Genomic DNA, 12,611 nt, shown 5'->3' with positions numbered 1-12,611 from the left:
GAAACGGCCCGTCGCGCGAGGGTCCGGAGGGACCGCGTCGGGGATGGCCTCCCACGTCTATGTCGCAACGGCCAAGCTCGTGGCAATGGCAAAGCTCTGGGCAATCGCCGGATCCGGCGATTTGCATCGATATGGTGAAGACTGCGCTCAGAACGGTATTCGTCCGCCGGTCGAAACTTGCCCGAACGCGGGACGCAGAGCTGATAAGTCATCTGCACGGCGTGACGTGGGCGTCCGGTCTTGCTAGGCCCACGCCCAAGCATTTCGAAGTCAGGCCTGACCCCGGGGCGAGCCAAAGCCTCGCGGTCGGCCGGCCTCCCCCAAACCCAAGAAGACGGCCCGAGCGACCCGATGTCCCGTACAGCCCCTCCGACCCGCCGCATCCTTCTCACGGGTGCCGCCACGAGCCTCGCCCTCCTCGCGGGGCCGGGCGGTGCCCTCGCGCAGGGACGTGGGCGGTTCTTCGACGACGGAATCGATGGGGATCTCCCCTTCGACGACGAGCGCCTCTACCGCGACGAGGACGGACGTCTCTACCGGCGCCGCGGCGGACGATACGAGCCCTATTCGGAGCGCGGGGTGGACCCGCGCGCCGCGCGCCGCGAGCCCGTCGATCCGGCTTACGAGGAGCCCGACCTGCGCCGTCGTCCGGCGCCGGGCCAGCCGACGCAGCCGACCCAGGCCAGCCGCCCCGTGGATGACGGTCCCATCGACTACGCCCGCGCCTACGCGGCGATCACCGACGAGCCGTTCCCGGTCAACGCCTTCAACTGGCGCAAGGCCAACCCGGCCTTCCTGCGCCAGGAGATCGCCTATACGGGCCGCGAGCCCGCCGGCACCATCGTGGTCGATCCGCGCGCCCATCACCTCACCCTGGTCCAGGCCAACGGCCGCGCCCGACGCTACGGCGTCGGTGTCGGCAAGCAGGGCTTCTCGTGGTCGGGCGTCTCGACGGTGAACTCCAAGCAGATGTGGCCGGACTGGTATCCCCCGAAGGAGATGATCGCCCGCACGCCCAAGCTCGCCCGGCAGGTGAGCCAGCTCCAGAGCGGGCTCGGCGTTCCCGGTGGCTCGCGCAATCCCTTGGGCGCCCGGGCGCATTACCTGTGGCAGGACAACAAGGACACGCTCTACCGCATCCACGGCACCCTCGAGCCGGAATCCATCGGTCGCAGCGTGTCGTCGGGCTGCATCCGCATGATCAACCAGGACGTGATCGACCTCTACGGCCGCGTCGAGATCGGCAGCCGCGTGGTGGTGCTGACCTGAGGGTCGGCACCCGGCGAGGCTCAGTGCCCGTCGAGGAAGTCCAGCACCGTCGCGTTGAAGCGCGACGGGGCTTCCATGTGGACGAGATGCCCGATGCCCGGAAAGACTTCGGCTCGGCCGTCGGGCATCCGCACCGCGAGTGCCTGAGCGTGCGCGGCGTTGTCGCCCATGCTGGCGCGCAGGGGTTCCGGTGCGAAGGCGCGGCCCGGCGCGTTTCGGTCCCTCTCGCCCATCACGAACAGGGTCGGCGCCCGCACCAATGGAATCTCGTGGGCCACGGGTTGGCCCCAGATCATCTGGTAGGAATTCACGAACGACCGCAGCCAGCGCGGATATTCGCCCGAGCCCTTCACCCGCTCGCGTAGGGAGACGAACGGCTCGATGGCCGCCTCCGGCAGGGACAGGCTGTAGCTCGTCATGAGTTGGCGGCGATAGACATCAGCGGTCACATCGGCCTCGATGCGCAGGAGGCGCTCGGTCGGCACCGGCGGAACGGTGAAGCGATAATCTTCCAGGCCGATGGGCGCCTCCAGCACGAGGCTGTTGACGCGTTCGGGCGCGGTGCGGGCGAGACGCACGGCAAGCATTCCGCCCATGGAGTGGGCCACCACATCGACACGGGGCAGGCCGAGGGCATCGAGGAGCGCCGTCGTGTCGGCCGCCAGGGTATCGAACGTGAACGGGCCGACCGGCTTCGACGACTTGCCGAATCCGAGCTGGTCCGGTGCCACCACGCGGTAGCCCGCCGCCGTCAGGGCCGCGATCACGGTCTGCCAATAGCTCGACGGAAAGTTGCGCCCGTGCAGCAACAGGACCGTGCGCCCGTTGGGCGTGCCGCCCGCCGGCACGTCCATGTAGGCGAGACGCTGCGCTTCGCCGTCCCGAGTCAGGGCGAGGTAGAAGACCGGGTAGGGATAGGTGAAGCCTTCCAGGGCGATCCCGAGGGGCTCGTCGGCGGCAAGCGCAGGCAGGGGCGTGCCCGCGAGGCCGAGGGCGAGTCCGCAGGCGACGAGGAACGTGGACGCGCGCATTCGGCTGACCTCTGAGGCGACCGGGACGAATGTCATCCGCGGCGGGATCGTTGCGAGGTGACATAGAGCACTTGTCGCCGGATGGGGAACCGTCACGGGTGCGCGCATGACCGAGCCGGCTCCGAATCCCGTCCTCGGGGCGCTTCCCCCGAATCCGACCCAGGACGGTTTGCCCGTGCGCGCGCGCATGCTGGCACTCCTCGCCATCGGGCTCGCCATGACCATGGCGGTGCTCGACGGCGCCATCGTCAACGTCGCCCTTCCGGTGATGGCCCGGGATCTCAAGGTCGACCCTTCGGCGGCGATCTTCGTGGTGAACGCCTTCCAGATCGCGGTCACGGCCGCGCTGCTGCCCCTGGCGTCCCTCGGCGACATCCTCGGGTATCGCCGGGTCTACCTGTCGGGGCTGGTGGTGTTCACCCTCGCATCCGTGGCCTGCGCCTTCGCACCATCCCTGCCCCTGCTGGTCGCCGCCCGAATCGCCCAGGGACTGGGTGCCGCCGGGATCATGAGCGTCAACATCGCGCTGGTCCGGTTCATCTATCCGCACAAGCTCATCGGGCGCGGCGTCGGCAACGTCGCCCTCGTGGTGGCGATGGCGTCCGCCGCCGGGCCGACGGTCGGCGCCGCCATCCTGTCCGTGGCGAGCTGGCCGTGGCTGTTCCTCGTCAACCTGCCGGTGGGTCTCGTCGCCCTGGCGGTGGGGGCCCGCACCCTGCCGGCGACGCCGCGCAGCGGGGCGCGGTTCGATTATCGCAGCGCCGTGCTCAACGCGCTCACCTTCGGCCTCCTGATCATCGGCGTCGACGGGCTCGGTGAGCCGGGCGGGCATTGGCTCGCCCTGGCCGAAATCGCCGCCGCCCTGGCGATCGGAATCGTGTTCGTCCGCCACCAGCTGCGTCTCCCGGCGCCGCTCCTGCCCGTCGACCTCCTGCGCATTCCGGCCTTTGCCCTGTCGATGGCGACCTCCATCGCGGCGTTCGGAGCGCAGATGATGGCCTACGTCGCCCTGCCGTTCTATTTTCAGGACGTGATGCGCCTCTCGGAGACCACGACGGGTTTCCTGATGACGCCCTGGCCCATCGCGATCGCGATCATGGCGCCGCTGTCGGGCCGCCTGTCCGATCGCTACGCACCCGGCCTGCTGGGAGGGATCGGTCTCGCGATCCTGGCCGCCGGCCTCGTCGCCGTCGCCCTGTTGCCGGCCGATCCCAGCGCCCTCGATATCGGTTGGCGCCTCACCCTGTGCGGTCTCGGTTTTGGTCTGTTCCAGTCACCCAACAACCGCATCATCATCACCAGCGCTCCACGCGATCGCAGCGGAGGCGCCAGCGGCATGCAATCGACGGCGCGCTTGACCGGGCAATCCCTGGGCGCGGCCGGTGTCGCCGTGGTCTTCGGCGTGTTTCATGGTGGAGCCGCGGATGCCGTGACGACGGCCCTCTGGTGTGCGGCCGGACTGGCTGCCTTCGGGGCCATCGCGAGCGTTCTGAGGCGCCAACGCAGCGAGTGAGGCTCGTATGGTCAACAGAGTGTTTCATGTGAAACACTCCCGTACCCGATCCGTGCATGGCCGCCGTGCCGATGACGCCCACTCCCGCACACACCGCCACCTTCGTGCGTTGACCCGGCATCCTCCTAAGCAAGGACACCTGCCATGAACTTGGATCTGACCGGAAAGCGCGCACTCGTCACCGGCTCGACCGGTGGCATCGGCTACGCCATCGCCAAGGCCCTCGCGGAACTCGGTGCCACCGTCGCCATCAACGGGCGGGCCCAGGACCGCGTCGCTGCCGCGATCACGCGTCTGAAGGCCGAGACCGGAACCCACGCCTTCATCGCGGCCCCGGGCGATATTTCGACGGCGGATGGAGCCAACCGCCTCGTCGCGGGCCTCCCGGACGTGGACATCCTCGTCAACAACACCGGCATCTTCGAGCCGAAGCCGTTCTTCGAGATACCGGACGAGGATTGGCAGCGCTTCTTCGACACCAACGTGATGAGTGGCGTTCGCCTGTCGCGCGCCTATACCCCCCGCATGGTGACCCGCGGCTGGGGGCGGGTGGTGTTCATCGCCTCCGAATCCGCTCTGAACATCCCCGTGGAAATGGTCCACTACGGGATGACGAAGACGGCCCAGCTCGCGATTTCGCGAGGCTTGGCCGAGACCGTCTCCGGCACCGGTGTCACGGTGAACAGCGTCCTGCCCGGCCCGACCCTGTCGGAAGGCGTCGCCGACTTCATGAAGGCGATGGCGCCGGGCTCAGGCGAAGCAGACCTCGATGCGCTGGGCCGTGCTTTCGTCAAGGAGCATCGCCCGACCTCCCTCATCGGCCGCCTCGCCACGGTGGACGAAGTCGCCAACATGGTTGCCTACGTCTGCAGCCCGGCGGCGAGCGCCACGAGCGGTGCCGCCCTGCGGGTCGATGGCGGCGTGCTGCGCTCCATCGCCTGAGATACGAGGCGGTTCAGACCGGCCAGACCGCCTCGCGGTAGGCCCCGTCCCAGAACAGCCATTCGAGGCGGGTCGCCTGGGCGTAGGCGTGGTGCATGCGGGCCAGGATCTTCGGCGAGGCGTCGACCGCCGCCTCGTCGGTGGCGGCGATCATCGCGGCCACCGCCTCGCCGAACTCCTCGCCCGCATAAGTATCGATCCAGGCCCGATACGGGTTGTCGGCCCCGGCCCGGGAAAAGATATCCTTGCCGACCTCGGCATAGATCCAGAAGCACGGCAGGAGCGCGCCGAGCACCACTTCGTAGGGTTCGGCGTAAGCGGTGGCGAGCAGGTAGGAGACGTAGTGATCGCAGGGCGGCGACAGGGGCGTCGCCGCGAAGGTCTCGGGTTCGATGCCGTAATCGCGAAAGAACCCGCCATGCAGGGCACGCTCGACCACGATGGCGGTCTCGGCTGCGCGGGCGAACTGGACGATGCGGTCGGGATGCGGCGCCTTGGCGGCGGCGAGGGCGAGAGCCCGACCGAAACCCGTGAGATAATGCGCGTCCTGGACGATGTAATGGGTGAACCGGGCCCGGCTCAAGGTTCCGGCGGCGAGCTCGGCGTTGAACGGCATGGTGCGGATCGTCTCGTAGGCCCTTGCATTGGCGGCCCAGGCCGCTGTGGAGAACGGGGTCATGCGGTGGCCTCGCGGGTCAGGGTGACGCCGTGCCGGGCCCGGCCCTTCGGTGACAGGAGGCGCTGGGAGTCGCGGCGCGCCAGTTCTCCGGCATAGCCGGCCCAATCGGCATGACCGGTCCAGCATTCGAGGGACAGGAACGGCGCGGTCGGTTTCGTCCACACGGCGAGATGCGGGAAATCCGAGACTTCCATACGGATTGCGCTGCCGTCGGGCGCGCTGAACCGCATCCATTCGCTGGCGGCGTCGCGCAGCACCAGGGCCTCGGTGAACAGGTCCGGGGCGAGGGGCAGGGTCGCGCCCTTGAGGGGGATCGCCCGCTCCTTGCGCAGGAGCAGGCCGCCCGCGCCGACCTCCGGCACCAGGGGGCGCTCGGGATTCTGGAAATCGACGCGGTAGCCACCGTCCGCCGCCCGCTCGCCGCCGGCGAAGGGCCACGGAAAGGCCGGGTGGAAGCCGAGTGCGTAGGGCATCGGTGCCGGGCCGGTGTTCTCGATCCAGATCTCGAAGTCGAGGATGCCGGGGCCGACCCGGGCGGTGATGTCCAGGCGAAACGGGAACGGATAATGCGTGAGCGTCGCCGCGCTCTCCTCGAGGCGCAGGGTCACGCTGTCGTCCGTGCGCTCCAGAACCGTGAAGGGCAGATCGCGGGCAAAGCCGTGCTGGGCCATGGGGTAGGATTGGCCCGCCACCGTCACCGCCCCGTTGGTCGAGGCGCCGACCACGGGAAAGAGCCAGGGGGCGTGGCGATCCCAGTGGGCCGGGTCGCCGCTCCAGAGGTACTCGGTGCCGCCGACATGCCAGGAGACCGGCTCGGCGCCGTGTGTGGCGATGACCGCCTGCGTGCCGTCCCCGGCCGTGATGGTGATCCGTTCGCCCATGGCGATCCCCGCTCGTTCCGCTATCCGTCCTTGTGGGCCGGGCGCGCGCCCGACGCCAGCCGCCACGCCTCGAAGGCGAGGATCGGCCAGAGGCCGACGGCATGGTTGCGGGTGCCCGTCTGATGCTCCGCGAACAGGGCGCGCACCCGTGCTCGGTCGAGAAGTCCGCCGCCGAGGTCGGGACTCAGCAGAAGGTCTCCGGCATAGGCCCGCAAGGGGCCGCGCAGCCAGGAGGCCAGCGGCGGAGCGAAGCCCTGCTTCGGCCGCTCGAAAAGGATGCGGGGCACGTGCCGGGCGAGCACCTCGCGCAAGAGCCATTTGCGGCGGCCATCGCGCACGAGGAGGTGCGGCGGCAGGCGCCACGCGAATTCGACCACCGAACGGTCGAGGAGGGGCACCCGGGCCTCGAGCCCCGCCGCCATGCTGGCGCGGTCGACCTTGGTCAGCACATCGTCGGGCAGGTAGGCGAGGGTGTCGAGGCGGCGCATCCGGTCGAGGAGCGAGCCCGCGCCGGGCCAGTCCATCGGACTCGGGACACCGGACACGCCATTCGCCAGAGTGCGGGCGTCCGGATTGAGGGTGAGAAGCCGGCTATAGAAGGCGAAGCCGTCGCCGGGCAGCTGTGCGGCGGCCTTGCGCAGGCGGTCGGGGGCGTCGGGGCCGCCCCACGGAGGGGGAAGGGCGCGCGCGGCGAGGGCCAGGGCGGCCTGCGGCATCCGCCCGGCGGCCCCGGCCGCCGCTCGCCGCAGGAACCTCGGAATTGGTTCGATGCGATCGGCGAAGCGGGTGGCCAGGGCGTAGCGGTCATAGCCGGCGAACAGCTCGTCGCCGCCATCCCCCGATAGGGCGACGGTGAGGCCCGCTCGCCGGGTCGCGGCGCAGAGGAGGGCGGTGGGCAGGCCCGAGGGATCGGCCAGGGGCTCGTCGTAGATCTCCGGCAGGCGGGTGACGAGGGCGAGGGCGTCGGCCTCGCGCACCGGGATGGTGGTGTGGTCCGTACCGAGATGGCGGGCGACGGCCGCCGCGTGGCCGCTCTCGTCGAAACGGGGATCGTCGGTGAAGCCCGCCGCGAAGGTTCTGGGCGCCCCTCCGGCGCCGACCATGAGGGCGGCGACGAGGGAGGAATCGATGCCCCCCGACAGGAAGGCACCGAGCGGCACGTCGCTGGCCATCTGGCGACGCACGGCACCGGTGAGGAGGCCTTCGAGTGTCTCGATGGCGTCGGCGTCCGAGCCCGCGAACGGATCGGCGCGACCGGCCGCGATGACCGCGTCGAAGCTCCAATAGGGAGCGACGGAGCGCGCCTCCCCGGGACGCCATGAGAACAAGTGACCGGGTTCGAGCTTGCTGACGCCGAGATAGATCGACCCCGGTGCCGGCACGTAGCCGTGGCGCAGCAGGCTCGACACGGCCGCTGGATCGATGGTGAAATCCGCAGCCTCGCAGGCCGTCAGGGCCGCCAGGGTCGAGCCGAACAGCAGGCGCTCGCCCGTGGCCGCGTAGAACAGCGGCTTCACCCCCATCCGGTCGCGGGCGAGCCAGAGGCAGCCCTCCGCCCGGTCGTAGGCCGCGAAGGCGAAGATGCCCTCGACCCCGGCGAGCGCTCCGGCAACGCCGTGCCGGGCGATGAGTTCGACGAGGATCTCGGTGTCGGATTGCCCGGCGAAGGCATGTCCGGCCGAGGCCAGCGCGGCACGCGCGTCGTGCGTTCCGTAGAGTTCGCCATTGTAGGTCAGCACCCAGCGACCGTCGCGCGAGGGCATGGGCTGGGCCCCGGCGGGGCTGAGGTCGCGGATGGCGAGGCGCCGATGGCCGAGCGCGACGCCACCCTCGCCCCACACACCCCGTCCGTCCGGCCCACGATGGCTGAGCGCATCGGCCATGCGGCCGGCTTCATCCGCGAGGCGGCCGGGCGAGAGGCGTGGATCGGCGATCCCGGCGATGCCGCACATGGGGTATTGTCCGAAAGACCGTCAGGGACCGGTGGCGGCCTCGGCGCCGGGCACGCCAATCCCGACGTAGCGGAAACCGTGCCGAGCGACATCGTCCGGTCGGTAGACGTTGCGCAGATCGACCACCGTGCGGCCGGGCATGCGCTCGGAGAGCAGGGCCCAGTCGAGGGCGCGAAACGCGTTCCACTCCGTCACGATGACGAGGGCGTCCGCTCCGGCCGCGCAAGCGTAGGGATCCTCGGCGTAGGCGATGTCGGGCATCAGCGCGCGGGCGCCCGCCATGCCTTCCGGATCGTAGGCCCTGACCCTGGCGCCGCCATCCTGCAACCCGGCGACGATGGCGAGGGAGGGCGCGTCGCGCATGTCGTCGGTATTGGGCTTGAAGGTCAGCCCGAGGAGCGCGATGGTTTTGCCGCGCACGGAACCGCCGCAGGCGGTCGCGATCTTGCGGGCCATGGCGCGCTTGCGCTGGTCGTTGACGGACACGACGGCTTCGACGAGGCGCAGGGGGGTGCCGCAATCCTGCGCGGTCTTGACCAGCGCCAGGGTATCCTTCGGGAAGCACGAGCCGCCGTAGCCCGGCCCGGCATGCAGGAATTTGCCGCCGATGCGGTTGTCGAGACCGATGCCGCGCGCGACCTCCTGCACATTGGCACCCACCTGCTCGCAGAGATCCGCGATCTCGTTGATGAAGGTGATCTTGGTGGCGAGGAACGCGTTGGCGGCGTATTTCGTCAGCTCGGCCGTCCGCCGGCCGGTGACGAGGATCGGGGCTTGGTTGAGGTAGAGCGGCCGGTAGACTTCGCGCATCACCGATGCCGCGCGTTCGTCCTCGGCGCCGATGACGATGCGGTCGGGCCGCTTGAAATCCGAGATCGCCGCGCCCTCGCGGAGGAATTCCGGGTTGGAGACAACGGCGAACGCGGCGCCGGGCCGAGCTTCGCGGATGATGCGTTCGACCTCGTCGCCGGTTCCCACTGGCACCGTCGATTTCGTCACCACCACGGTGTAGCCGGAGAGCGAGCCGGCGATGTCGCGGGCGGCGGCGTGAACGTAGGACAGGTCGGCGAAACCGTCGCCGCGCCGGGACGGCGTGCCGACGGCGATGAACACCACCTCTGCCTGGGCCACGGCCTGCGCGACATCCGTTGCGAAGGTCAGCCGGTTGTGGCGGACGTTGTCGGCCACGAGGGCGTCGAGGCCCGGCTCGAAGATCGGGATGCGCCCGGCCTCGAGGGCGAGGATCTTGGCCGGATCGGTGTCGACGCAGCACACGGTATGGCCGAAATCGGCAAAACAGGCCCCGGAGACGAGCCCGACATATCCGGCGCCGATCATGGCGATCTTCATGCGGTGATGTCCTTCGCCCTCGGCGGTGGCGCAGCCTTATCGTCCCCGGTGACCGAATAATAGTCCCGCAGCAGGGACCGATAGCTGGCAAATCTGATGTTGGTCGGCACTTTTGCCGACGAAGTATCGGAGAGATCGAGGGACAGCAGGCAATCGTTGAGCCGGCCTGGATCGTTGGCGAGGGCGGGATCGAGGCAATGGCCGGCGCCCGCGGCGCGCAGGCGGTCGGCCGGCGCACCAAGGTCGAACACCGCTACGGGAAGTCCCGAGACCAAGGCGATGGACAGGGTGTAGCAGTAGGTTTCCGGCCAGATCGATGGGATCAGGATCAGGTCGATCTCGTGCTGGGCGAGAAGGGCCAGGGCTTCCTCGCTGCCCGCGTAGCGCCCCGTCTCGGCGATGCCGATGGCGTCCATCTTCTGCGGAATGTCGGAATAGCCGACGATGGTGAAGTCGATGGCGAGACCTCGCCGTCTGGCGTCGCGGGCCAGGGCATGGATCACGTTCGATCCCTTGTGCGCGCCGATGGCGCCGAGCACCCCGATCCGGCGGACGGAACCACCGCGCGGTGCCGCGCGCGGGGCAGGCGTGGGCAGATCTTCCTCGTGGGGGGCGACCGTGATGGCGAGCGGCCCGAAGATCGCTTCGATGCGGGTCGCGACATCCTGCGACGGGGCGAGGAGACGGTCGGCCGCTCGGTAGAACGCGCCGTAGCGTGCCATCCGGTCCTGGCCCGGTCTGGCTTCGGCGCAATCGCAATCGGCGCAGGGGCGCCCGCCCGGCAATCCGCAATACAGCCCCTCGCGGGTCACGAGATGGTTGCGCAGGCAGACGCTGGAGTAATCGTGCAGGGTGACGACGGTCTGCCCGGGGGCGGCCTCGATCAGGTCCATCAGGACGGGTACGGCCGTCCCGTCGAGGCCGTAGAACGAGTGAACGTGAATGAAGAGCGGGCCAAGCCAGGAAAGGAATCGCGCAAGGATGCGGTAGTCGTCGTGCACCGACAAGGCGCGCAGGGATGGGGTGTAGGGGCCTTCCGCGCCGAAAAGCCCGACCTCGACGTAGGCTCCCTCGGTCACCGTGAGGGTGACGACGCGGACCCCCTCGTCGGCGAGGCGCCCGGCGAGGTGATCGGCATGGACCGAGGCGCCCCCACCCTTGGCGTGGACGACGAACACCGCGGCGCGCGGTCCCGCCGCCCGCGCCAGACGGTAGAGATCCAGGTTGAGACGCACGTCGGCGGCCGGATCGGTGGCGACGAAGCGCTCGATGCGCAGGGTATAATCGGGGTGCTTGGCAAGCAGCGCGGCCTGGCCCTGCGTATACTCGGAATCGTAGACCTCCGAGAACGACACCTTGCCCGAATGGTAGACGAACACGTCCGCCGCGAGGATGTTGCGTCCGCCCGCCTTGAGGACGCGCATGCAGTAATCGTTCTCTTCGCCGTAGCCCTTGCCGAAGGCGTCCGCGTCGAGGGGGCCGAGCTGCGCGATGAGCGATCCGCGCATGTAGAAGCAGAAGCCGACACCCGTCGGCACCTCGACCCAGCGGCCCGCATTGGCGGCCGCCGCCCCTGCGTCGAGGGCCCGGGGCGAGAGTTCGAGGGCAACCGTGTTGTTGCGGTCGGAATCGGGATAGCTGCAGATCGTCGCGTTGTTGGAAAACGGCGTGATCGTGCCGACCCGTGGATCGCGCGCCGCATGGGCGAGCAGGCGGTCGATCCAGTCGCCGAACACGATGGTGTCGCTGTTGAGCAGGATCACGTCCCGCGCGCCCGTCATGTCGAGGGCGCGGTTGATGGTGCCGACGAAGCCGAGGTTGGTTGGGTTCTCGTAGTAGGTGAACAGCCCCCGCGCGGCGAGCGCCCGCAATGCATCCGTCAGGGGCGCATCGGGACTGCGGTCGTTGAGCACGAGGAGAGCGAAGGGCGCCACCTGCGGCTCCGCCAGCACCGCGTGGAGCGCGCGCAAGGTCTCGTCGTAGCCCTTGTAGACCGGCACCACCACGACGACCCGGGCGGCGTCGAGGGCGGCGGCGGCCGGGACCGCATCCCATTCGGCGGCACTGGGTGCCCGGGTCGGTGGCCACTTGGTGTTGCCGAGGGGGTTGGGCTTGCGCCCCTCCGCCCGGCCGAAGCGCAGGTAGTGGAAGAACGGATTGGTGCCGCTGAGGATCAGATCGGGATTGGTCCTGACGTAGTACGATGTCCAGAACAGCTCCGTCGGATCGCGGCCCTCCTTCCAGCCGTGGCTGGCATAGTGGGTCGCGGGGTCTATCCCCGAGGCCGCCACGTCGGCGTAGCTCGCCCGGTAATGGGCGGCATCGAACTCCGGTCGAATGGCCGCGACGATGTCGGAGAGGGGGGTCCGGTCGCCATGGGCCTGCCCGAAGGCCGGTGCCGTATTCGTCGAGACGTAATGATAGAAGGGACTGACGTTCAGCAGGCGGACCTGCGGGTGGGCGTGGAGATAGGCGGTCCCGTCGAAATCCGGGCGCGGGTCGAGGCCCCGCCGCCACCCCACCGCCAGATAATCGAGGAGGGCCGTTTCGGGATCGACGATACCCGTGAGCGAGCCGTAGTACCGCGCGTCGAAATAGGGGCGGACCACATCGGCCTGTACGGCGTGGAACGCCTCGGGCGTTGCCGGCCAGGTCTGTCGGCCGGCACGGGCCGCCCCCGACTCGACATGGGCTTCGAGGGGGTTCCGCTCGATCCCGGCGGTCTTGAGGTACCTGTCCTTGTAGTACAGGGTGGAGAAGTTCGGCGCCGGGTCGCGGCCCTCGCGGAATCCGTGCCGGAGATAATGATCCAGCGGGCCACCGCCGTAATCGCTGACATCAGGGTACTGGGCAGTATAATAGCCGGGATCGAACAGCTTTTGAATACGTCGCGAGCGTATCGAGAAGAATGAATACGCTTTCTGCCTCATGGCTTACTGTGATCCTCCCACGGCAGCGTGTTCCGTACGCGCTCGCGGTCCGATCGGTCAACCC

The 12,611-nt window shown here is 69.2% G+C and carries 9 protein-coding genes; 3 read left to right on the top strand and 6 right to left on the bottom strand.

Translation table 11 applies throughout. From position 1 onward, the window contains the following. Positions 1-351 precede the first annotated feature (351 nt). The gene (locus tag ASG60_RS14860; RefSeq protein WP_056360485.1) at positions 352-1,269 is read left to right on the top strand and encodes a L,D-transpeptidase; all 918 of its coding nucleotides are present in this window, start codon (positions 352-354) and stop codon (positions 1,267-1,269) included. 20 nt (positions 1,270-1,289) lie between these two features. Here the strand turns inward: ASG60_RS14860 and ASG60_RS14855 are convergent, their stop codons facing one another. After that, positions 1,290-2,300: an alpha/beta fold hydrolase gene (locus tag ASG60_RS14855; protein ID WP_056386404.1), complete on the bottom strand. Its 1,011-nt coding sequence runs from the start codon at positions 2,298-2,300 to the stop codon at positions 1,290-1,292. Positions 2,301-2,406: 106 nt separating this feature from the next. On the opposite strand from ASG60_RS14855, the gene ASG60_RS14850 reads away from it, so the two are divergent. Further along, positions 2,407-3,813: an MFS transporter gene (locus ASG60_RS14850; RefSeq protein ID WP_056386401.1), complete on the top strand. Its 1,407-nt coding sequence runs from the start codon at positions 2,407-2,409 to the stop codon at positions 3,811-3,813. Positions 3,814-3,957: 144 nt separating this feature from the next. Then, positions 3,958-4,755, top strand: coding sequence for an SDR family NAD(P)-dependent oxidoreductase (locus ASG60_RS14845; RefSeq protein WP_056176600.1), 798 nt, complete (start codon positions 3,958-3,960; stop codon positions 4,753-4,755). A 13-nt stretch (positions 4,756-4,768) separates the two neighbouring features. Here ASG60_RS14845 and ASG60_RS14840 read toward each other — a convergent pair whose 3' ends face one another. The 5 genes from ASG60_RS14840 to ASG60_RS14820 are packed head-to-tail and all read right to left on the bottom strand — an operon-like array spanning position 4,769 to position 12,547. After that, positions 4,769-5,434 carry a TenA family protein gene (locus tag ASG60_RS14840; RefSeq protein ID WP_056386400.1) on the bottom strand — a complete coding sequence of 222 codons (666 nt, stop codon included), beginning with the start codon at positions 5,432-5,434 and terminating at the stop codon, positions 4,769-4,771. After that, on the bottom strand, positions 5,431-6,315 hold the full coding sequence (locus ASG60_RS14835) for an aldose 1-epimerase family protein (protein ID WP_056386397.1): 885 nt from the start codon (positions 6,313-6,315) through the stop codon (positions 5,431-5,433). The genes ASG60_RS14840 and ASG60_RS14835 overlap by 4 nt, the downstream gene beginning before the upstream one ends. A gap of 20 nt (positions 6,316-6,335) precedes the next feature. After that, positions 6,336-8,267 carry an asparagine synthase (glutamine-hydrolyzing) gene (asnB, locus tag ASG60_RS14830; protein ID WP_056386395.1) on the bottom strand — a complete coding sequence of 644 codons (1,932 nt, stop codon included), beginning with the start codon at positions 8,265-8,267 and terminating at the stop codon, positions 6,336-6,338. Positions 8,268-8,288: 21 nt separating this feature from the next. After that, positions 8,289-9,617, bottom strand: a complete 1,329-nt coding sequence (locus ASG60_RS14825) for a UDP-glucose/GDP-mannose dehydrogenase family protein (protein WP_056386393.1) — start codon at positions 9,615-9,617, stop codon at positions 8,289-8,291. Next, positions 9,614-12,547 (bottom strand): glycosyltransferase, encoded by a 2,934-nt coding sequence (locus ASG60_RS14820; RefSeq protein WP_056386391.1) that lies wholly within the window; start codon positions 12,545-12,547, stop codon positions 9,614-9,616. Before ASG60_RS14820 ends, ASG60_RS14825 begins: the two co-directional genes overlap by 4 nt. Positions 12,548-12,611 lie beyond the last annotated feature (64 nt).

The sequence above is a fragment of the Methylobacterium sp. Leaf469 genome (genome assembly GCF_001424745.1).
Taxonomy (GTDB): Bacteria; Pseudomonadota; Alphaproteobacteria; order Rhizobiales; family Beijerinckiaceae; genus Methylobacterium.
This window is presented reverse-complemented; position numbering and strand designations above follow the sequence as displayed.

Excerpts from the sequence above, each read along its gene's own strand:
- asnB (WP_056386395.1), bottom strand. The coding sequence starts at position 8,267 with ATGTGCGGCATCGCCGGGATCGCCGATCCACGCCTCTCGCCCGGCCGC.
- ASG60_RS14840 (WP_056386400.1), bottom strand. The coding sequence starts at position 5,434 with ATGACCCCGTTCTCCACAGCGGCCTGGGCCGCCAATGCAAGGGCCTAC.
- ASG60_RS14855 (WP_056386404.1), bottom strand. The coding sequence starts at position 2,300 with ATGCGCGCGTCCACGTTCCTCGTCGCCTGCGGACTCGCCCTCGGCCTC.
- ASG60_RS14820 (WP_056386391.1), bottom strand. The coding sequence starts at position 12,547 with ATGAGGCAGAAAGCGTATTCATTCTTCTCGATACGCTCGCGACGTATT.
- ASG60_RS14860 (WP_056360485.1), top strand. The coding sequence starts at position 352 with ATGTCCCGTACAGCCCCTCCGACCCGCCGCATCCTTCTCACGGGTGCC.
- ASG60_RS14825 (WP_056386393.1), bottom strand. The coding sequence starts at position 9,617 with ATGAAGATCGCCATGATCGGCGCCGGATATGTCGGGCTCGTCTCCGGG.
- ASG60_RS14850 (WP_056386401.1), top strand. The coding sequence starts at position 2,407 with ATGACCGAGCCGGCTCCGAATCCCGTCCTCGGGGCGCTTCCCCCGAAT.
- ASG60_RS14835 (WP_056386397.1), bottom strand. The coding sequence starts at position 6,315 with ATGGGCGAACGGATCACCATCACGGCCGGGGACGGCACGCAGGCGGTC.
- ASG60_RS14845 (WP_056176600.1), top strand. The coding sequence starts at position 3,958 with ATGAACTTGGATCTGACCGGAAAGCGCGCACTCGTCACCGGCTCGACC.